The sequence below is a fragment of the Labedaea rhizosphaerae genome, assembly GCF_004362825.1.
GTDB classification, from domain to species: Bacteria; Actinomycetota; Actinomycetes; order Mycobacteriales; family Pseudonocardiaceae; genus Labedaea; species Labedaea rhizosphaerae.
In genome coordinates this window covers 1-19,422 of sequence record NZ_SNXZ01000008.1, presented here as the reverse complement: position 1 = coordinate 19,422, position 19,422 = coordinate 1, and the positions used below count along the sequence as shown (strand labels likewise).

General features: G+C 69.7%; 18 protein-coding genes. 4 read left to right on the top strand and 14 right to left on the bottom strand.

Annotated elements, in window-relative coordinates; genetic code table 11:
* Positions 1 to 38 precede the first annotated feature (38 nt).
* From EV186_RS32770 to EV186_RS32740, 7 genes are all read right to left on the bottom strand, one after another.
* A complete protein-coding gene (locus EV186_RS32770; protein WP_133853397.1) occupies positions 39 to 317 on the bottom strand; it encodes a hypothetical protein in 279 nt (92 codons plus the stop codon).
* Entirely contained in the window at positions 314 to 961 is a 648-nt protein-coding gene (gene tmk / locus EV186_RS32765; protein ID WP_133853396.1) for a dTMP kinase, read from the bottom strand. The genes EV186_RS32770 and tmk overlap by 4 nt, the downstream gene beginning before the upstream one ends.
* Complete coding sequence (locus tag EV186_RS32760; protein ID WP_133853395.1) at positions 939 to 1,517, bottom strand: 3'-5' exonuclease; 579 nt, start codon at positions 1,515 to 1,517, stop codon at positions 939 to 941. Before EV186_RS32760 ends, tmk begins: the two co-directional genes overlap by 23 nt.
* Positions 1,514 to 2,716: a radical SAM family protein gene (locus EV186_RS32755; protein ID WP_243754417.1), complete on the bottom strand. Its 1,203-nt coding sequence runs from the start codon at positions 2,714 to 2,716 to the stop codon at positions 1,514 to 1,516. Before EV186_RS32755 ends, EV186_RS32760 begins: the two co-directional genes overlap by 4 nt.
* 70 nt (positions 2,717 to 2,786) lie before the next feature.
* Positions 2,787 to 3,656 carry a helix-turn-helix domain-containing protein gene (locus tag EV186_RS32750; protein WP_133853394.1) on the bottom strand — a complete coding sequence of 290 codons (870 nt, stop codon included), beginning with the start codon at positions 3,654 to 3,656 and terminating at the stop codon, positions 2,787 to 2,789.
* Positions 3,631 to 4,158 carry a DUF6879 family protein gene (locus EV186_RS32745; RefSeq protein ID WP_341815994.1) on the bottom strand — a complete coding sequence of 176 codons (528 nt, stop codon included), beginning with the start codon at positions 4,156 to 4,158 and terminating at the stop codon, positions 3,631 to 3,633. The genes EV186_RS32750 and EV186_RS32745 overlap by 26 nt, the downstream gene beginning before the upstream one ends.
* A gap of 5 nt (positions 4,159 to 4,163) precedes the next feature.
* Positions 4,164 to 4,403 carry a hypothetical protein gene (locus tag EV186_RS32740; RefSeq protein WP_133853393.1) on the bottom strand — a complete coding sequence of 80 codons (240 nt, stop codon included), beginning with the start codon at positions 4,401 to 4,403 and terminating at the stop codon, positions 4,164 to 4,166.
* A gap of 223 nt (positions 4,404 to 4,626) precedes the next feature.
* On the opposite strand from EV186_RS32740, the gene EV186_RS32735 reads away from it, so the two are divergent.
* Positions 4,627 to 5,133 carry an Imm1 family immunity protein gene (locus tag EV186_RS32735; RefSeq protein ID WP_166659443.1) on the top strand — a complete coding sequence of 169 codons (507 nt, stop codon included), beginning with the start codon at positions 4,627 to 4,629 and terminating at the stop codon, positions 5,131 to 5,133.
* A 51-nt stretch (positions 5,134 to 5,184) separates the two neighbouring features.
* Here EV186_RS32735 and treZ read toward each other — a convergent pair whose 3' ends face one another.
* Genes treZ through EV186_RS32705 form a run of 6 tightly spaced genes read right to left on the bottom strand, consistent with a single transcriptional unit; the run spans position 5,185 to position 13,861 of the window.
* Positions 5,185 to 6,888: a malto-oligosyltrehalose trehalohydrolase gene (gene treZ / locus EV186_RS32730; protein ID WP_133853391.1), complete on the bottom strand. Its 1,704-nt coding sequence runs from the start codon at positions 6,886 to 6,888 to the stop codon at positions 5,185 to 5,187.
* Positions 6,885 to 9,152, bottom strand: coding sequence for a malto-oligosyltrehalose synthase (gene treY / locus EV186_RS32725; protein ID WP_133853390.1), 2,268 nt, complete (start codon positions 9,150 to 9,152; stop codon positions 6,885 to 6,887). The genes treZ and treY overlap by 4 nt, the downstream gene beginning before the upstream one ends.
* Complete coding sequence (gene glgX, locus EV186_RS32720) at positions 9,149 to 11,290, bottom strand: glycogen debranching protein GlgX (protein ID WP_133853389.1); 2,142 nt, start codon at positions 11,288 to 11,290, stop codon at positions 9,149 to 9,151. The genes treY and glgX overlap by 4 nt, the downstream gene beginning before the upstream one ends.
* Before the next feature lie 60 nt (positions 11,291 to 11,350).
* Positions 11,351 to 12,088: a class I SAM-dependent DNA methyltransferase gene (locus EV186_RS32715; RefSeq protein ID WP_166659442.1), complete on the bottom strand. Its 738-nt coding sequence runs from the start codon at positions 12,086 to 12,088 to the stop codon at positions 11,351 to 11,353.
* A 32-nt stretch (positions 12,089 to 12,120) separates the two neighbouring features.
* Entirely contained in the window at positions 12,121 to 12,882 is a 762-nt protein-coding gene (locus tag EV186_RS32710) for a maleylpyruvate isomerase family mycothiol-dependent enzyme (protein ID WP_133853388.1), read from the bottom strand.
* A gap of 55 nt (positions 12,883 to 12,937) precedes the next feature.
* Positions 12,938 to 13,861, bottom strand: a complete 924-nt coding sequence (locus tag EV186_RS32705; protein WP_243754415.1) for an MBL fold metallo-hydrolase — start codon at positions 13,859 to 13,861, stop codon at positions 12,938 to 12,940.
* 119 nt (positions 13,862 to 13,980) lie between these two features.
* Between EV186_RS32705 and EV186_RS32700 the strand changes: the two genes are divergently transcribed.
* Complete coding sequence (locus EV186_RS32700; RefSeq protein ID WP_243754414.1) at positions 13,981 to 15,495, top strand: amidase; 1,515 nt, start codon at positions 13,981 to 13,983, stop codon at positions 15,493 to 15,495.
* 36 nt (positions 15,496 to 15,531) lie between these two features.
* On the opposite strand, the gene EV186_RS32695 is transcribed toward EV186_RS32700, so the two are convergent.
* Positions 15,532 to 18,618 (bottom strand): AfsR/SARP family transcriptional regulator, encoded by a 3,087-nt coding sequence (locus EV186_RS32695; protein WP_166659441.1) that lies wholly within the window; start codon positions 18,616 to 18,618, stop codon positions 15,532 to 15,534.
* A gap of 90 nt (positions 18,619 to 18,708) precedes the next feature.
* Between EV186_RS32695 and EV186_RS32690 the strand changes: the two genes are divergently transcribed.
* Positions 18,709 to 18,984, top strand: a complete 276-nt coding sequence (locus EV186_RS32690) for a YbaB/EbfC family nucleoid-associated protein (protein WP_133853384.1) — start codon at positions 18,709 to 18,711, stop codon at positions 18,982 to 18,984.
* Positions 18,981 to 19,331, top strand: a complete 351-nt coding sequence (locus tag EV186_RS32685) for a hypothetical protein (RefSeq protein WP_133853383.1) — start codon at positions 18,981 to 18,983, stop codon at positions 19,329 to 19,331. The genes EV186_RS32690 and EV186_RS32685 overlap by 4 nt, the downstream gene beginning before the upstream one ends.
* The last annotated feature ends 91 nt before the right edge of the window (positions 19,332 to 19,422 follow it).

The following is a 19,422-nucleotide window of genomic DNA, read 5'->3' as shown; positions in this document are numbered from 1 at the left end:
CCGCGACAACAACACTTCCGTGGCAACGCGGTCCGGCGTCACCCCGTTCGGTGGTCGGGGTTCTGCGCCTGGATGAAGTCGATCGCGGTCCGGAGTTCTTCGACCATGATGTCCAGGTGCGCGATGGCCGCCTCCGCGTGCTTGGCCGCCTCACCCAGCCGCGCATCGGCGACGGCGTCGGCGAGCGTCTTGAGCTCAGGGATGACCCGTCTGGTCAGGTGCCACCGGTTGGCCGTGGTGTCGATCCGGGCCGACCACAGGATGCGCAACAGCTCCGGCAATGGCCCGGAGCGCGGGCCGGTCACCTGTTCGGTCATGGGTTTCCTCCACACTCGTTCGATCTGTCAGGGAGTTCGCTGCGGATGAGTTCGGCCGACTGCTCTGGTGGGCGGCTGGAGCAGTCCACAGTGACTACGAGGAAACCGGTGTGTTGCAGCTTGTCCGCGGCATGGCGGTAGAACTGGATTTCTTTGTGGCTGCTGCCTGGTGTGCGCTGGAAGCGGTTGTGCGGGCCGCGCGCTTCCAGCCGTTCGGCGATCACGTCCGGGTCGGCGTCGAGGATGACGGTGAGATCAGGCCGCTCGACTTCCTTGTTGAGCTGCCACAGAAACTCGGGATCAACGTTGTCGAAGCGCTGCACGACCAAGCCTGACGCCACGTATCGGTCGGAGATGACCAGGTGTCCAGTCCGGAGAAGCGGCTTCACTTCCGTCTCGACATGGTGGTACCTGTCGGCCGCGTACAAGCAGGCGAGCGCATGACCCGTGACGGTGGGCGTCAAGTCCACGGCCAGCGTCCCGATGAAGCTGTTCGAAGGTTCGGCGGTGACGTGGACCTGATGGCCCTCGGCCACCAGCATCTGGGCCAGGTGTCGGACGATGGTGGTCTTGCCCGCACCGCCCGGGCCGTCGACGCTGACGAACAGTCCCCGTGTCGACTCAGAAGAGGACTTGGGCGTCATCAGGCCCAGCTCCGGGTGGCTGATCCCTCAGTTCTTCGAGGCTTCGCCGGCCTGCGAGATGAACGAAGAGCCTGGCTGTGACCGTGGCGTCGTACGCCGCTCGATGCGGTTGGGGAAGTCCGTCGAGGTTGTGGGCGAGCTCGAACTCCTCGACCAGAGTTCCGAGCCGGTAGGTTTCGCGCCCACGCAGGAGACGCCTCGCGAGCTTGAGGGTGTCGAACACCTCGGGACATTCCCAGTCACCGAGCGTTCGCTGGAGCACACCGACGTCGACGTGCGCGTTGTGCGCGACGAGCGCCGAGGCGTCCAGCGCCTTCAGCACGTCAGCTTCGACGTCGCCGACGACGGGCGCGTCAGCCACCTGCTCGTTGGAGATGCCGTGGATCTTCTTGGCAAAGTCAGTGATCGGCTGGCCTGGCCGTACCAGCCAGCTCTTCGGCTCGCCGATGATGCCCTCGACAATCGGTACCGCGGCCAGCTCAACCAGGTCGGGCGGCTGCTGCCCGTTGCCCTCGACGTCCACCACGACGTAGCTCAGGCTCTTCCAGTCAGTCATGACGCGGTGGTGTCCTTCCATCCGATGTCGGCCCGGCCATGCCGGTTGGCATGGTGCGGGTGGTCGACGTCGTGTACCTGGAACCCGAGTGCGTGCTGGAGGAAGTAGCGCGGCTGTTCGGTCTCCAGTCCACACACGACGGCGGCTCTCTGCGATATGCGGACGACCTTGAGTGCATCGGCTTCAGGCAACACGCTGGCTGCCTGACGCACGTCTTCGGCGGAGGGCACGCGGTGAGCGTCGGCGCAGAGCTTCAGCTGAGAGAGCGGGCAGATGTCGCAGAGCTCGCGGATGCCGTAATGCCCGTTGTAATCCGGCAGCCCGTGGACGTAGGAGACAGCGCAGGAGGTCTTGCGGAACAGGTTGGTCGCGCCGGCGAACGTCTGAAGCACGCGCTCTTCGAGCGTCTCGGGGACGATCTTGCGCCGGGCGGTGTCGTCGTATGGCTCCGGCAGCCCGTTGGCTCGGTAGTACTCAGCGATCTCGTCCCGGTAGAACAAGCCAGTGAACACCGTGGCGTCGGCATGCTTGCTCAGTGAGCGGGCGACGGCCAGGTGCGCGTCGGTGTCGTTCAATCCAGGAACAAGCGGACGCCAGTACAAGATCGTGCGGTACCTGCGTCGTGCCGGCGCACTCATGAGCTTCAGCGACTCGGCCGCGACGTGAGACGGGTACGGCTCGATCTGCTCGTCGTCGATACCTGAATAGGTGAACAGCAAGGTCACCTTGAGGTGTCGGAGCTGGTTCAGCCGGTCGATGTCGTATGGCTTGAGCTGGTGGCGTGTGATGACGAGGACATGGTTGGTCAGCCCGCGAGCATCCAGGTCTTCGAGCACGGCGAAGGTATGAGGCCGGACCTTCGGCAGGAACGGCTCAGTGGCTCGGTTGAACAGTTGCACTGGCGTGATGTGCGGCTGGAAGTAGCGGTGGTTGACCAGCTCGGCCGCCGCGTCGGCATCCGTCATCAGCGCCCGCGGCCGCCGTTGATCCCACAGGCCGTAGGTGTGGCGGATGCAGTACGCGCAGTCGATCGGGCAGCCCTGGATGTGGTTCAAGCTCAGGCCGCTCTTGCGGTACTCGACGACCTCGCGGGCACGTTCGGGAAGCCGAGCGATTTGCTCCTTGCTCAGCAGCGGGACAGGCATCATCGGCAGCTCTTCTCCGAGATCAGCGGGGTGGACGCTGCCGAGAGTAAGCAAGCAAATACCGTGCCGCTAGAAATTTGCTCGGCTTTTCTCGAAACATCTTGCGGAGCTTGACCTGCAGAAATCAGGAGCCAGCATCGTCAGCCTCGTCAGCCAGTTCGCGCATGACGCGGCCGATGATCGCCCGAGCCTCGGTGCCATAGCTGGCGACGGCAGCCAGGTGCTCGAAGATGCCGGTGTACAACTCGATCTCCTGGGGCTGACGGAGGTTGATCTCCGCCGAGTACGACTCGAACCGCACGAGATGGTCGTCGTAGACCCAGAAGCCGTGCCGAGGATCGGTGACATACTGGGTCTTGAAGTCGATGACTCCAAGCTTGACGTTGCGCATCGAGGTCATGGCCATCAAGCGGTCGAGTTGGCCGATCATGATGTCGCGCCCGGCCAACCTATAGCGGAGCGCAGCTTCCGTGATAACGAAGTGGAAGCGCTTGTCCGGGCGATACAGCATCTCCTGACGCTGCATTCGCGCCTTCACCGCCTCGTTTATGTCGTTCGGTATCCGGTGCACCATCACGGCCTGAGCGAAGCGAGCACGTGCATACTCGGGAGTCTGTGTCAGTCCGGGAATGATCGTGCTCTCGAAGCCACGGTAAAACTTCGTCCGTTCGTCCGTTTTCGACAACGTGAGCTGGTGCGTCTTCAGCCCTGACTTGAGTACCCGTTGCCATTCAGCGTGCTGAAGCTCAAGGTTGTGGAGCGCGGTGAGGAGACTGGCCGTCTGGTCTTCCGACCTGGTGGCTCTCGCCCAGTCCTTGATGTCGTTGTCGGTCGGAGTCTGCCTGCCGTTCTCGATCTTGGAGACTTTCGAGCCCACCCATGACAACGACTCCGCGAGCTCTTTACCGGATAATTCGGCGGCTACCCGTAGCTCACGGAGTCGTTTGCCTAGCGCAGTGCGCGCTTCATCAATGCCGGTCGTCCCGTTGCTCATGCTTGGCGACGAACTCATCTCGTTCAACGGCGCGGTGCTGTGCGACATCACGCCAGTAGTTGTGCTGGACAATCTCGGCTGGATCCTCGATGAACTCTCCCCTGATGAACTGGTCATCGTCGTTGAAGTTCATCTTGAGCAGCCTATGGGAATCGAATAGCCAGTAGTCGTAGTCCGGCAGGCCGGCCGCCTGCTCACGGGCGAGGTAGCGGATGTCGTCACCCGCCTGGCACGTGTAACCCGAGAGCCACATGCCAAAGCGGGTGTAATCGGTGGGCGGCAGACTCACCACCCGCACACGGGAGAACCGGCGGCCCTCATCGGCGGCTTGCCGGACCATGCTCAACCAGCCTTCGTGATACGAGGCGTCCCGCTCTCCAGCGAGGAACATGCGCAATGGCTCGGCTTCGCGGGCGACGTTGTAGCGGTCGCGTGTCTCCAGTCGGTACGCCGTGTGCTCGAAGGTCTCGAAAAGCCGGGCGAAATCCGGGCCTGGCTCGATGAAGCTCAGTTGTCCGCCCCCTTCTCCTGCATGTAGCGACGAGCATAGAACTTCAGCACGTCCTCGGGGATCTCGATCAAGGTCTCGTGATCCGGCACCGGCCCCACGTCGGCCAGCGCCTGGGGGTCGGTCACCTTCCAACCCTGGGCGATGTAGGTCACCCGGTCGGTCCGGTCGGTGGCGAACAGCGTAGGCGACTCGCCCTCGCTGGATTCGGGGTCCTTGCCAAGAAACTCCGCTCGCATGGCCGTCCTTTGCTCGAAGCAGGAGAAAATTGCTCGTTCATCGTGACGGAAGACGGCAAGGCCGTCAACAGAGGTCGTGGCGGGCGTGTTGATGGCGACTACTACGAGGCCACCTGGAACCGCCGGGACGCCCTGTTCGCGAGGAGGCGGCGCAAGATGCGAACTAGGCGCGAGGCCGGTGGGAGACGATCAAGGATCGTTAAGGTAGTGAATGGGTGAGAGTGTGGAGCAGCGGCTGACCTGGACCGAACTGGGCGTTGATCGGCCTGGTTGGGTGGTGACGGGCTCGTTCGCAGCGGGTGGCGCGAACTACAACGCGACCTTCTTCAACGTCGACGAACTGGACAGGTTCCTGGACTTCCTCTTCGTCTCGCCCCACAAGCCCGCGACATCGCGCTTGTACCTGCATCCGAACGTGGTGCCGCGTCGCCCAGAAGATCAACTGTCGAACCTGCGCTTCCAGTTCGACGTGGAACACGGTGTGGCAGCGGCTGTGATCTTGGTCGTTGCCGATGGTGACGTGCTGCGATGGCAAACCGACGGCGACTCCGCTCGTCCCGATGTCGTGCTCGCTCACGACTCGTGGAATGAGCACGAGACACTGTTCCCACCGGAATCGTTCATCACCATTGCCGAGCTGCGCCAGGCCGTCGTGGACTGGGGATTCGGCGAGCAGGTTCCACCCGACGCGGTGCGATGGGTCCGCGCGGACGGTATCGACTGGTTCTGACCGCCAGGGTCATCGGGGGACTGTCCGCTGACGAACCTGCGCGGGATCCCCTCAGGTTGCCGGGATGGCGATCAACGCGAACGAGTCCGGTCCCAGCCGCAGACGCCCGCCATCGGCATGCGTCTCGCCCCAGGACAGCAAAGTCTCCCCGGGCAAGTCGAGCACTGCCTCGGTAGTACCCAGGTTGGCAGCCAGGCGCAGGTTTCCGCGGTACAGCACCAGTGCGCCGTCGACCTCGTCGACCGCAAATAGGTCCAGGCGCGGGTCCGCTAGCTCGGGGTGCTCGCGGCGCAGCCGGATCAACGTCCGGTAGAGCTCCAGCATCTCGGCGTGGCCCGGGGTGTCCACTTCGGACCAGTCGAGGCGGGAGCGCTCGACCGTGGCGTGGTCCATCGGGTCGGGCACGTCGGCCTCGCCCCAGCCGTGCCGGGCGAACTCGCGGCGCCGGCCGGTGCGCACGGCCTCGGCCAGCTGCGGGTCGGGGAAGGACGCGAAGAACTGCCACGGCGTGCCGGCCGCCCACTCCTCCCCCATGAAGATCATCGGCGTGTACGGCGAGCAGAACACGATGGCGGCGCCGACGCCGAGCCTGCGGGTGGACACGGTCGCCGACAACCGATCACCGGTGGCGCGGTTGCCGATCTGGTCGTGGTTCTGCAGGTAGGCCAGGAACCGGTGACCGGGCAGCGTGCGCGTGTCGACCGGGCGGCCGTGGGTGCGCTCACGGAACGACGACCACGTGCCCGCGTGGAAGAACACCTCGCGCAGGGTCTTCGCCAGGGCGCCAGGGGCGCCGAAGTCGGTGTAGTAGCCGGTGGTCTCGCCGGTCAGCGCGACGTGCAACGCGTGGTGCAGGTCGTCGGACCACTGACCGGCCAGGCCGTAGCCGCCGCGCTCGCGTGAGGTCACCAGCTTGGGGTCGTTCAGATCGGATTCGGCGACCAGCGTGAGCGGACGGCCCAGCGACAAAGCGTCCACTTCGGTCGCGAGCTGCTCCAGCACGTGGATGGCGCGGTGGTCACGCAGCGCGTGCACGGCGTCGAGGCGCAACGCGTCCACATGGAAGTGGCGGAACCAGTCCAGCGCGTTGTCGATGACGTAGCGGCGGACCTCGTCCGAACCCTCGCCGTCGAGGTTCAGGCCCGGGCCCCAGTCGTTGCTGCCCGCGAAGTACGGGCCGAACTTGTCGAGGTAGGCGCCCGACGGACCGAGGTGGTTGTAGACGACGTCGAGCGCGACCGCGAGACCGCGGCCGTGGCACGCGTCGACGAACCGCTTCAACCCGTCCGGGCCGCCGTACGGCTCGTGCACAGCACCCCACAGGACACCGTCGTAGCCCCAGCCCTCGACGCCGTCGAAAGCGTTGACGGGCAACAGTTCCACGTGCGTCACACCGAGGTCGACAAGGTGGTCGAGGCGCTCGAGTGCCGCATCGAACGTGCCCTGGGCGGTGAACGTGCCGACATGCAGCTCGTAGAACACCGCACCCTGCAGCGGACGCCCGCTCCAGCCCTGGTCGGTCCACGCGAACGCGTCGTGGTCGTAGACCCGCGAGGCCTTGTGCACGCCGTCGGGCTGCCACCGCGACCGCGGGTCGGGCAGCGCCTCGTCGCTGTCGTCGATCAGGAACGCGTAGTCAACACCGACCGCGTCGCTGCGCCACCAACCGCCGTCCCCCAGCGTCATCTCGTGGTCGACGCCGTCCACCCGCACCCGCATCCGGCTCGCGGCGGGTGCCCACACCTTGAACGTCACGAAGCTCCCTTGACCAGCAACGCCACCGGGTAAACCTCGAGCAGGTCGGCCAGGGCGGTCGACCCGACCGGGCGGCCGGTGAGGACGTCGGTCCACTTGCCGGGCGGCAACGGCAGAACGGTGTCCCGCCAGCCGCTGCGGGCCAGCTTGACCGGCAGCCGGGTCGCCACGGTGATCAACCCGCCGCCGCGCTCGAAGGCCAGCACGTGCTCGGCGGCCGGGCCCTCGGCGTGCAGCGGGCGGTAGCCGGTGAAGAGCTCCGGCCGGTCGCGGCGCAGCGTCAGCGCGCGGTGCACGACGAGCAGCTTCGCCGCGCCGGTCTCGTCGACCGGCGGCAGTTCGCCCGCGCGGATCCGGTCGAGGGTGGCGCGCCGCTCCGCGTAGTCGACCAGGCGCCGGTTGTCCGGGTCGACGAGGGAGAAGTCCCACAGCTCGGTGCCCTGGTAGACGTCCGGCACGCCGGGTGCGGTCAGCTGCACGAGCTTCTGCCCGAGCGAGTTCGACCACCCGGCGTCGCGGACGCGGGCGACGAACGCCTCGACGTCCGCGGCGAGTGCGTTGTCCCCCAACACTTCCGCGGGCCACGCGGCGACCGCCGCCTCGAACTGCTCGTCGTGGTCGGTCCACGTGGTGCGCAGCTTGGCTTCCTTGGACGCCTTGTCCAGGTAGTCGCGCAGCCGCTGCGGCCCGATCGGCCACGCGCCGACGAGCGTCTGCCAGGCGAGCAGGTTCAGCGTGGGCTCGTCGATGCCGTGCCTGGCCGACCAGCGGCGCACCGCCGCGGCGAACTCGCCGGGCAGCTCCGAGAGCGCCGCCATCCGGGCGCGGGTGTCCTCGGAACGCTTGGTGTCGTGGGTGGTCAGCGTGGTCATCGACGCGGGCTGCCCGGCCGCTCGCTCGGCGGCCAGTCGGTGGAACTCGGCGACGTCCAGGCCGAACCGATCGGGCGTGCCGCCGACCTCGTTGAGCGCCGCGAAGCGCGTGTAGCGGTAGAACGTCGTGTCCTCGGTGCCCTTGGCCACGACCATGCCGGAGGTCTGCTGGATGCGGGTCGCGAGCTCGCCACCCGCGCGGACCTGCTGGTCCAGCTCGATCAACGCGAGCATCAGGTCGGGCCGCCGAGCCATGGCCTTCTCGATCGCCGCCGCCCAGTGGTCGCCGCCCTCCGGCAGGTACGACCGGTACACCGGGAACGCGATCATGGTCTCGGCCACGGCAGCGCGGGCCAGGTCCACGTCGACGCCTTCGAGCAGCGCGGCGATCCGGCGGACCTCGGCCACCAGGATCTTGTCGGTGACCATCCGCCGGGCCGTCTCCTCGACGTCGTCGAAGTCGGTCGGCACGCCCAACTCGTCGGCGAGACGGGTGAAGCCGGCCTCGCCGTCCGGGTCGACGAACACCCCGGCGATCGCCCACAACGCGTCGTAGCCGGTGGTGCCGTCGACCGGCCAGCTCTGCGGCAGCCGCTCGCCCGGGTGCAGGATCTTCTCGATCACCAGCCACGCGTTCGGCGCGCTCTCGCGCAGCCGGCGCACGTAGTCGCCCGGATCGGCGAGCCCGTCGGGGTGGTCCACGCGCAGCCCGGTCACGTCGCCGTCGCCGATCCAGCGCAGCACCTCGCCGTGGGTCGCGGCGAACACGGTCGGGTCCTCCACGCGCACCCCGGCCAGGGCCGTGACGTCGAAGAACCGCCGGTAGTTCAGCTCCGCCGCCTCCCGCCGCCACGCCATCAGCTCGTAGTGCTGGCGGGCGTGCACCTCCTGCGGCGTGCCGTCGCCGGTGCCGGGGGCGATCGGGTAGCGGTGGTCGTAGTAGACGAGCTCGTCGCCTTCGACGGTCAGCTCCGAGAGCGCGCTGTCGTCGGCGAGCACCGGCACGGTGATCCGGTCCCGGCTCCAGTCGATGTCGAAGTACCCGGCGTAGGCCGACTCGCGGCCGTGCTTGAGCACGTCCCACCACCAGGCGTTCGCCTTGGGCTCGGCCACGAGCATGTGGTTGGGCACGATGTCGACCACGAGGCCGAGGCCGGCTTCCCGCAACCGCTGGGCGAGCTCGGCCCGTCCGGCCTCCCCGCCCAGTTCCGGGCGCGCTTTGGTCGGGTCGACCACGTCGTAGCCGTGGACCGAACCGGCCAGCGCGTCCAGCACCGGCGAAGCGTAGAGCGCGCCGACGCCCAGCTCACGCAGGTAGTCCGCGATGGCCGCGGCGTCGGCGAATGTGAACTCCGGGCGCAGTTGCACCCGGTATGTCGAAGCCGGGATCACCGCTGGACGTCCTCCTCGACCAGGCGCTGCAGCACCACGAACGAACGCGGCACCAGGGTCAGCGACCACCCCGCGGACACCGTGGTGGCGTCCTCGGCGCCGGGCTCGGTGACCACGCCGCTGGCCGTGTCGATCACCACCTGCCACCGCTTCCCGTAGTCCGGGCCGGGCAGCGTCATCGGCATTTCCTCGTGGTGGGCGTTGAACGCGAGCAGGAACGAGTCGTCGACCACCCGCTCACCGCGCTGGTCGCGGTCGGCGATGCCCTCGCCGTTGAGGAACACCAGGATCGAACGGCCGAAGGCGTCGTCCCAGTTCTGCTCCTTCATCTCCTCGCCGGACGGGGTGAACCACCCGATGTCCTGCAGTCCGTCGCCGCGGCGGATCGGCTTGCCCTGGAAGAACCGCCTGCGCCGGAACACCGGATGCGCCTTGCGGAACGCGGTCAGCGCCGCGGTGAACTCCACCAGGTCGTGGTTGGCCGAGGCGAGCTTCCAGTCCATCCAGGAGAGCTCGTTGTCCTGGCAGTAGACGTTGTTGTTGCCCTGCTGGGTGCGACCGAGCTCGTCACCGTGCAGGATCATCGGCACGCCCTGGGACAGCAGCATCGTGGCCAGCAGGTTGCGCCGCTGGCGGGCACGCAACCGCAGCGTCGCCGGGTCGTCGGTCGGCCCTTCGACGCCGCAGTTCCACGACCGGTTGTCGTCGGCGCCGTCGCGGCCGCCCTCGCCGTTGGCCTCGTTGTGCTTCTCGTTGTAGGACACCAGGTCGTTGAGCGTGAACCCGTCGTGCGCGGTGATGAAGTTGATCGACGCGTACGGCCGGCGCCCGTCGTCCTGGTAGAGGTCGGACGAGCCGGTGATCCGGGAGGCGAACTCGCCGAGCGTCGCCGGCTCGCCGCGCCAGAAGTCGCGCACGGTGTCGCGGTACTTGCCGTTCCACTCGGTCCACAACGGCGGGAAGTTGCCGACCTGGTAGCCACCGGGCCCGACGTCCCACGGCTCGGCGATCAGCTTGACCTGGCTGACGATCGGGTCCTGCTGCACCATGTCGAAGAACGTGGACAGCCGGTCGACGTCGTAGAACTCGCGGGCCAGCGCGGAGGCGAGGTCGAAGCGGAACCCGTCGACGTGCATCTCGGTGACCCAGTACCGCAGCGAGTCCATGATCAGCTGCAGGGTGTGGGGGTGGCGCACGTTGAGCGAGTTCCCCGTGCCCGTGTAGTCCATGTAGTACCGCGGCTGGTCGTCGACGAGCCGGTAGTACGCCTCGTTGTCGATGCCGCGCATGGAGATCGTCGGGCCGAGGTGGTTGCCCTCCGCCGTGTGGTTGTAGACGACGTCGAGGATGACCTCGATGCCCGCCTCGTGCAGCGCCCGGACCATGCCGCGGAACTCCTGCACCTGGCCACCAGGCTCCGAGGTCGCCGCGTAGGCGTCGTGCGGGGCGAAGAAGCCGATGGTGTTGTAGCCCCAGTAGTTGGTCAGGCCGTGCTCGGTGAGACCGTGGTCGGACAGGAACTGGTGCACCGGCAGCAGTTCGATCGCGGTCACGCCGAGCTTGGTCAGGTGCTCGATGATCACCGGGTGCGCGAGGCCCGCGTAGGTGCCGCGCAGCTCGTCGGGGATGAACGGGTGGTTCTGCGTCATGCCCTTGACGTGCGCCTCGTAGATGACCGTCTCGTGGTACGGCGTCTTGGGCGCGCGGTCGTTGCCCCAGTCGAAGTAGGGGCTCACCACCAGGGAGTACGGCACGTAACCGGCCGAGTCGTCGTCGTTGCGCTGGTCGGGCGCGTCGAACCGGTAGCCGAACATCGACTCCGACCAGTCCGTGGTGTGCGACACGGCCTTGGCGTACGGGTCGATCAGCAGCTTGTTCGGGTTGCAGCGGCGCCCGCTCGCCGGGTCGTACGTCCCGTGCACGCGGTAGCCGTAGCGCTGACCGGGGCCGACGCCGAGCAGGTAACCGTGGTGGACGAACCCGTCCACTTCGTCGAGCCGGACGCGCTCCTCCGCGCCGCTGGCGTCGAACAGGCACAGTTCGACCCGCTCCGCCGCCTCGGAGAACAGCGCGAAGTTGGTGCCCATGCCGTCATAGGTGGCACCGAGCGGGTAGGGGTTTCCAGGCCAGGGGCGCACGGGTCTCCTCGGGGGTGTGAACGCTCGACAAGCGTACTGGCCACCCCGCCCGCCAGCTGTTCAGTCCATTGTGGAACGAGCGACGGTGATCAGCTCGCGGGCCGCGGGCGTGACCGGACCCCGTGCCCAGTCGCCATATTGGGCCTCGATTGTGAATCCCGCCTCGGTGAGGAAGTCGTTCAGCTCGTCGCGGTCGAGGAAGCGCAGGACGCCCTTGGCCACCTTGGGCCGCGACCACGCCGGGTCCTCGGTGGTCTCGGTGAAGGTGACCAGTCCGTCGCTGACGTCGAGCACGCGGTGGCTGATCGTCGCGGTCCCGACCGTCATGGCGTTCGAGGGGTTCCACTGCTCCCACGCGCGGGCGGCCGGATTGCGCGTCTCGAAGACGAACCGGCCGGTCACAGCCGCGCGCACGTTGGCCAGCGTGGTGCGGATCTGCTCGTCGGTGACCAGTTCCTGGAAGGCGTGGCCGGTCATGGTGGCGAGCTCGAACTCGTCGTGCCAGCGCGCGGTGCCCATGTCGCCGTGCACCCACTCGATGTCCGCGCGCTTGCGGGCGATGTCGAGCATGGCCCCGGCCGGGTCGATCCCGCAGAGGCGGCCCGGGTGACCACGGTCGCGGGCGGCGTGCAGCATCACGCCCGTGCCGCAGCCGACGTCGAGCACCGACGCCGCGGCCAGCATCAGCTCGACGTAGAACTCGTTGTCCGCGGCCCAGCCGTTGATCTCGTCGTAGAGCCCGGCGAGCGCCGGGTCGTCGTAGCCGTCGACAGCATCAACCTCGTCTTGTTCAGGCACGACGACGACTGTGCCAGGCGGGGCAACCGGATTTACTCGTCCGGGTCCCAGGCCGCGAGCAGGTCGAACAGCCTCCGGTCACCCTCGGCCTTCATCGAGTCCGCCGGGATCCGACCGTACAGAAAGAGCACCAGCTCACCGGCAGTGGCGGTGAGGGAGGCGTCGGCAGCGGCGCCCGGCGTGCGGACGCGGGCGGCCCGCGCGCCGTCCGCGGAGAGCCACAGTCGCCAGGAGCGGCCCTCGGTGGCGTGGTAGTCGACAGTGGCGGGCGCGTGCGGCCAGGGGGCGGTCGTCGCGCAACACGTGAACAGGAACTCGTCGACACCGTCGAGGGCCGCCTCGTCCGGCAGCGGCCGCGGGTCACCCAGCGCGATCTGGGCGTCGTAGGTGTGCACCACGAACTGCTGGAGCTGGTGGCGGGCGACGGCGCCGCAGGTCTGCGGCGACTGCGACGTGCCCCACCACGTCCAGCAACCGCGGTCCGGGCCGGCTTCGCGCAGCGCGTCCAGCAACTCTTGCGTCGACTCGGCCAGCCAGGCCAGCAGTGCCGCACGCTCCCGCGGCGCGCCCGAGGCGGGCTTGGGCGCGGGAGCGGCGGCCGGCCCCGCGGCGACGGTGGCGGCCCACTGGCGGCGCCCCTCCCCGATGTGCTGTGCCAGCTCGAACAACGTCCATTCGGGGCAGGTCGGGACCTGCACGTCGAGGCTGGGCGCGGCGGCTACCGCTGCCCGGAAGGCCGTCGACCGGTCGTCGATCAGCCGCAGCAGCTCGCCGAACTCCAAGATCTCTTCCACCGCGGCTGTCTAGCACGCCGCCGCGGCAACCGGACAACGGATTTCACGGCCCGCCTCAGACCGCCGTGTGCATCGGGCCCTCGTTGTAGGTCATCGCGTCGGTGAGGGCGGCGACCAGGTCGGGCTCGCCGCCGTCGAGGTCGGCGTACGCGCGGTGCAGGTTGGCGACCAGGCGCTCGCCGTCCGGCCACTCGGCGAACTCGCCGAGGTCCGTCGCGCGCGCCGCCTCCAGCGGGCCGATGCCCGCGGCCTTGCCCGCGCGGGCCGCGTCGCCGACCAGCCGCAGGTAGCGCTCGATCTTGGCGAACACCTCGGGCAGCTCGGCCGCGGGCAGCACCGGGCCGTGGCCGGGCACGAGCACGGCGGGCTCGAACGCGGCGAGCCAGTCGAGCGCCCGCATGGCGCCCTCGATCGAGCCCATGAGCACCAGCGGCGTCAAGCCGTGGAAGACCAGGTCACCCGCGAAGAGCACGCGCTCGTCCGGCAGCCACGCGATGAGGTCGCCCGGCGTGTGGGCCGGGTGGCCTGGGTGGCGCACCTCGACCCGCCGGTCGCCGGTGTACACGGTCAGCTCCGACGCGACGGTGACCGACGGCAGGCGCCGGGTGACCCCGCCCCAGTCCGGCAGCGGCGCCCAGAACGGCGGGCAGCCGTCGATGATCGGGTCGCTGGCCAGGGCGTCGCGGGTCCGCTCGTGGCCGATGATCGCGGTCTCGGGGGCCAGCAGGCTGTTGCCGTAGGTGTGGTCGCCGTGCGCGTGCGTGTTCACCGCGCAGCGCACGGGGGTGCCGCCGGTCGCTGCCGCCACCGCGTCGAGGAGGTTGCGGGTGCGCTGCTCGGTGGCGCAGGTGTCGACCAGCACCGTGCCATCAGCGGGTTCACCACCGCCGATGACGCCGGTGTTGTTCACCCACCAGGTGCCGTCCGGCTGCACCCAGGCCCACACCCGCTCGGCGAGCTCCACCAACTGTCCGGTCACGCGTTCCGCCTTCCGAAGTACCCACCGCGCGCACCGGTTGACCGCAGGCCGCCGCCGCGCTTGGCTGCATTGTGCGCATTTCCCGGTTGGTCGCGGCATTGTCCCTGCTCGGTGTCGCAGTGGCGGCACCGGTACCCGCGGTGGCGACTGGTCACCACCAGCCCGCCCTCGACCTCGACGCGGCGACGATCCCGCAGCTCCAAGGCCTGATGAAGCACGGCAGGCTCTCCGCGGTCGAGCTCACCGATGCCTACCTGCAGCGCATCCAGAAGATCGACCCGAAGCTCCACGCGGTGATCGCGGTCGACCCCACGGCGCTGGCCCAGGCGGCCGCGAGCGACCGGCGCCACCGCAGCGGCCACACCCGCGGTCCGCTCGACGGCATCCCGGTGCTGCTGAAGGACAACATCGACACCAAGCACCTGATCACCACCGCCGGTTCCCGCGCGTTGCTCGACGAGCCGCCGGCCGAGGACGCCACCCTCGTGCGCAACCTGCGCGACGCCGGTGCCGTGATCCTCGGCAAGACGAACCTGTCCGAATGGGCCAACTATCGATCAACCCACTCGACCTCCGGTTGGTCCGGGGTGGGCGGCCAGACCAACAACCCGTACGTGCTGGACCGCAACCCGTGCGGCTCGTCGTCCGGTTCGGGCGCCGGCGTCGCCGCGTCGCTCGCCCAGGTGGCCATCGGCACCGAGACCGACGGTTCGATCGTCTGCCCCTCCGGCGCCAACGGAATCGCGGGGCTCAAGCCGAGCCTCGGCCTGGTCAGCCGCACGGGCGTCGTGCCGATCTCCGCCGAGCAGGACACCGCGGGCCCGATGGCCCGCCACGTCATCGACGTCGCCATCACGCTCGGCGCCTTGCAGGGCCGCGACAAGAGCGACCCGGCGACCCTGGCGTACCCGAAGCACCAGCCGACCGACTACGCCAAGCTGTTGCGCCCGAACGCGTTGCATGGCGCGCGGATCGGCGTGTGGCGCCAGGCCGGGGTGGACAGCGGAGTCGACGCCGTCTGCCAGCAGGCGGTCGACGTCCTGCGGGCCCAGGGCGCGACGGTGATCGAGGTCGACCTGCCCGACCAGGACGAGATCGGCACCAACGAGGGCGCGGCCCTGCTGAGCGAGTTCGCCCGTGACCTGCCCGCCTACCTGAAGCACCGCCCCGCGGCGCCGCAGACGATCGCGGCCCTGGTGGCGTTCAACGAGCAGGACCCGGTCGAGCTGAGCAAGTTCGGTCAGGAACTGTTCGAGCAGGCCCTGACCGCGCCCAGCACGGACGACCCGGCGTACCAGCGCCAGCGCGCCACCGCGACCAGCCTGGCCCGCCACGCGATCGACGACACCCTGGCCCGCAACCACCTGGACGCCATCATGTCGCCGACGAACAGTGCCGCCTGGCTGACCGACTACGCCAACGGCGACGCGTTCGAACTGGGTTCCTCGATGAACGCGGCCGTGGCCGGCTACCCGGACATCAGCGTTCCCGCCGGCTACGACGGTGACCTGCCGATCGGCATCTCCTTCTTCGGCGGGCACTGGCAGGACGCGCGGATGTTGTCACTGGCCGCGGCTTTCGAGAAGGCGAACCCCGTTCGCCACGCCCCGCGCTACCTGCCGAGCACCGGCTGATTCCACCACGCACCGCCGCCGGCACCGCGACGTCCGTCAGCCCCCATCCAGCACCGGCTGATCCAGCAACCGCTCGACCCGGCGTTCGCCCAGCACGTGCCCCGCCGCCCGCCACAACCGCGCCGCGTCCCGAGCCGGCCCGGGATCGGCCGCGCCCGCCGCCGCCCGCACCTCGGCCAGCGTCGTCAGCGCGTCGGCTTCGGCGAGCCGGTACCCGCTGCCGCGCGCCAACCGCACGGCCTCCTCGGCCTGCGCAAGCGCGTCCTCCACGCGACCGGCCCGCGCCAAGGCCCGGGCCACCGCCGCCCGCACTTCGACCTGACTGCCCCGCAACCCGAGCTCGTCCGCCAATTCCTGAGCGCGGGCAAGGGTTTCCAAGGCCTGCTTGGTCAAGCCGAGTGACGTCTCGACCCGGCCGAGCACCGACAGCACGAGCACCAGCGTCGTCCGGTCACCGTCGCGCTCGGCGAGATCCAGGCAGTGCAACGCGTCGGCGTGCAGGTCGGCCGGCCCGCCCTCGTTCAGGTCCAGCTCGACGAGGTCGCGCAACGACACGAGCTGCCCGTAGTTGTGCCCGATGCGCCGCATGGTGGCCAGCGCCGACCCGAACAGCTCGCGCGCTCGCGCGAACTGCCCGCGCAACATCACCACGGCACCGAGTTCGGACGATGCGGCCGCCTCCCAGAACCCGAGATCGTGCTCGGCGCCCAGGGCCACGGCCCGCTCCCCGCACAGCTGCGCCTCGGCCAGGTCGCCCCGGTCGCGGTGCACCGAGACGAGCAACGTCAGCGCCGCGCACGTGCCGCCGTGCGCGCCGCCCCTGCGGTTCAACTCCTCCGCACGCTCGGCGTGCTCGACCGCCTCGGCGAGCCGGCCGACCCACTGCAGCGCCGAACCCAGGTTCATCTCGGCGTTGGCTTCACCCCTGGTCATCCCGGCCCGCCGGGCGGACGCCGTCGCGTCGGTGAGCAACCGGATGCCGCGCTCGGTGTTGCCGCCGCGGAACTCCGAGACGCCGAGGGTCAGCTCGAGCACGGCGACCACATCCGTGCGCTCGTGCCGCCGGGCGGCGGCCAGCATGACCGGCGCCGCTCGCCGCCACAGCGCGCGGTGCCGGTCGGAGGCGGCCTTGCGCACCACGTCGACCAGGTGCCAGAGCGCCGGCGTCGGTTCGTTGTCCACGGCCTGACGGCACAACGCGATCATCGCGGGCAACTCGGCGTCGGCCCACGCGGCCGCCGCGCGCTCGTCGGCGAGGTCGACGCGGTATTCGTCGGCCACCGGGAAGTCCCGCTCGATGCGGGTGAGCGCGGCGCCCGTCAGCTCCGCCACCCTGTCCATTGTGGACACGTAGTGGTCGACCAGCCGGGCCAGCGCGGCTTCCCGTTCCTCGGCACCGACCCGTTCCGCGGCGAACAACCGGACCAGCTCGTGCATCCGGTAGCGGTTGGGCGCCGAGCGGTCCAGCAGGTGCGACGCGACGAGCGCGCGCAACGCGCGAGATGCCTCGGGCACCGGGAGATCGCCGAGCGCGGCCGCCGCGTGCGGGGTGACCGCACCACCGGGCAACAACCCCAGCACCCGGAACAGGCGCGCCACCTCCGGGCGCAAGGCCCGGTAGGACAAGGCGAACGCCGCACGCACCGCGCTCGACTCGCCGCCGTCGACGGCGAACTCGGCCAGCCGGTCGTCGCCGGCCAGCGCGGCAACCACCTCGGCGACGCCCTCGGCCACCGCGTTCACCGCGGCGATGCGCAACGCGAGCGGCAGCGCGCCGCACAACCGGATCAGCTCGGCAACGGCCTCCGGCTCGGCCGCCACCCGTTCGGCACCGAGCATTCCGGTCAGCAGCGCGTGCGCCTCGGCATCGGGCAGCACGTCCAGGGGAAGCGACTGCGCCCCGACCGCGGCGACCAGCTCGCCCAGCCGGGTGCGGCTGGTGATCACGGCGAGCCCGGACGGCGGCAGCAACGGCATGACCTGCTCGGCGTCGCGTGCGTCGTCCAGCACCAGCAACATCGTCCGGTCGGCGAGCAGCGAGCGGTAGCGGCGCTCCTTCTCGGCGAGCGTGTCGGGCACCGCGTCCGGCGCGAGGCCGAGCGTGCGCAGCAGGTGCGCGAGCGCCGCGTCCGGGGTCAGCGGCTCGTGGTCGCCGTCGAAGCCATGCAGGTCCAGGTGCAGCTGGCCGTCGGGGAACCGGTGCCGCGCGGCGTGCGCCCAGTGCACGGCCAGCGCCGACTTCCCGACCCCGCCCGTGCCGCTCACCACGACAACGCCGGGCACCGGCACCTGCGACAACGCCGCCAGCGCGGCCCGCCGGCCGGCGAACCCGGCGACGTCCGGGGGCAGCTCCGCCGGGCGGATCGGCGCGCCGGCCACGGGCTCGACCGCGATGCTCTCCCCCGCGAGGATCCGCAGGTGCAGCTCGGCGAGCTGGGCGCCGGGGTCGATGCCCAGCTCCGTGCGCAGCCGCGCGCGGATGTCGCGGTAGACGCGCAAGGCGTCCGAGGTCTGCCCGGCCCGGTGCAGGGCGAGCATCAGCTGGGCGTGCAGGCGTTCGCGGAACGGGTGCTCGGCCACCAGGGCCCGCAGGTCGCCGAGCACCGCGCCGTGGTTCCCGGCCGCCAGCTCGGCGTCGTAGCGGTCCTCCACCGCGACCAGCCGCCGCTCCTCCAGCGCCCGCCCTTCGCGCTCCTGCAACGCTTCCGTGGTACCGCCCAGCGCGGGCCCGGACCACAGGCTCAACGCGTGGCGCAGGTGCCGCGCGGCCTCGGCGGGTTCGGCGTCCGCGGCCTGCGCGCACGCATGCTCGAACTGCCCGAGGTCGATGTCGTCGGGTGGCACGGCGATCCGGTAGCCGGTGCCGGAGCGGACGATCACGTCCCGGCCGAGCAGCTTGCGCAGTTCCGAGACGTGCACCTGGAGCCGGCCGCGGATGCTCGGCGGCGGGTCGTCGCCCCACACCAGCTCGAACAGCTGCTCCTCGGGCACCACCCGGCCCACGCGCAGCAGCAACGCGGCCAGCACCGCGCGTTGCTTCGGACCGCCCAGCCCAGGAACCCCGTCGAGTCCGTCGAGCCCATCGATGGCCACCGGTCCGAGCACCCGGAAGCGCGGCGCCATGTCACCTCGCATCGATCGGAAGCCGGACGGAAGCGGGCCGGAAGCCCTGCCGCCGAGACTAGCCACCGACCACACGAGAGGAGGCAGCCCGTGCCAGCGGATGAGACAGAGGACACCCAGGTCGCGGCCTTCGCGGCGCTGACGGCGGAGCTCGCCGGGCAGCGGTTCACCGCCACTTCGGACGGTGGCCACGTGCGCGCCGAAGTGGACGGAACCGGCGTGCTGCTGCGGATCACCGTCGCCGAGGGTGCGCTGAGGGGTGCGCATCCTGAGCGCGTCGGCCCGGACACCGTCGCCGCGATCGCCGCCGCCCGCGCCGCCGCGACCGCGGCCGCCGAGCCCCGGGTTGCCGAGGTGTTCGCATGAGCCGGATGACGGAGTTGGAGAACTTCGCCCGCGAGCTGGAGGAGAGCTACCGCAGGCATGTCGCGGCTGGGGAGGCCGCGCTCGCCCGGGAGATCCGCCAGCCCATCGAGGGCGGTCTCGGCACCGTGCGGATGCGCGGCACCGGCCAGTTGGCGGCGATCGACCTCGACCAGGTGAACCTGCGCTACACCACGGCGAACGCGTTGGGCCGGCAGCTGCTCGCCGCGATCAGCGCCGCCGAGCAGGAGGCGCTGCGCGGCCGTGAGCAGGCACGCGAGGCGAGCACGGCGACCCGCACGGAACTACGGGTGCTCAGCGCTTCGCGGCGCCGCACCCGCGAGTACTGAGAGACATCCCAGGAGCTGAAATGTCAAGCCGCAACGTTCTCGGCGTGATGCGACCAGGCGGTCGCCTCGTCGTAGAGGGTGCCGGTTGTGA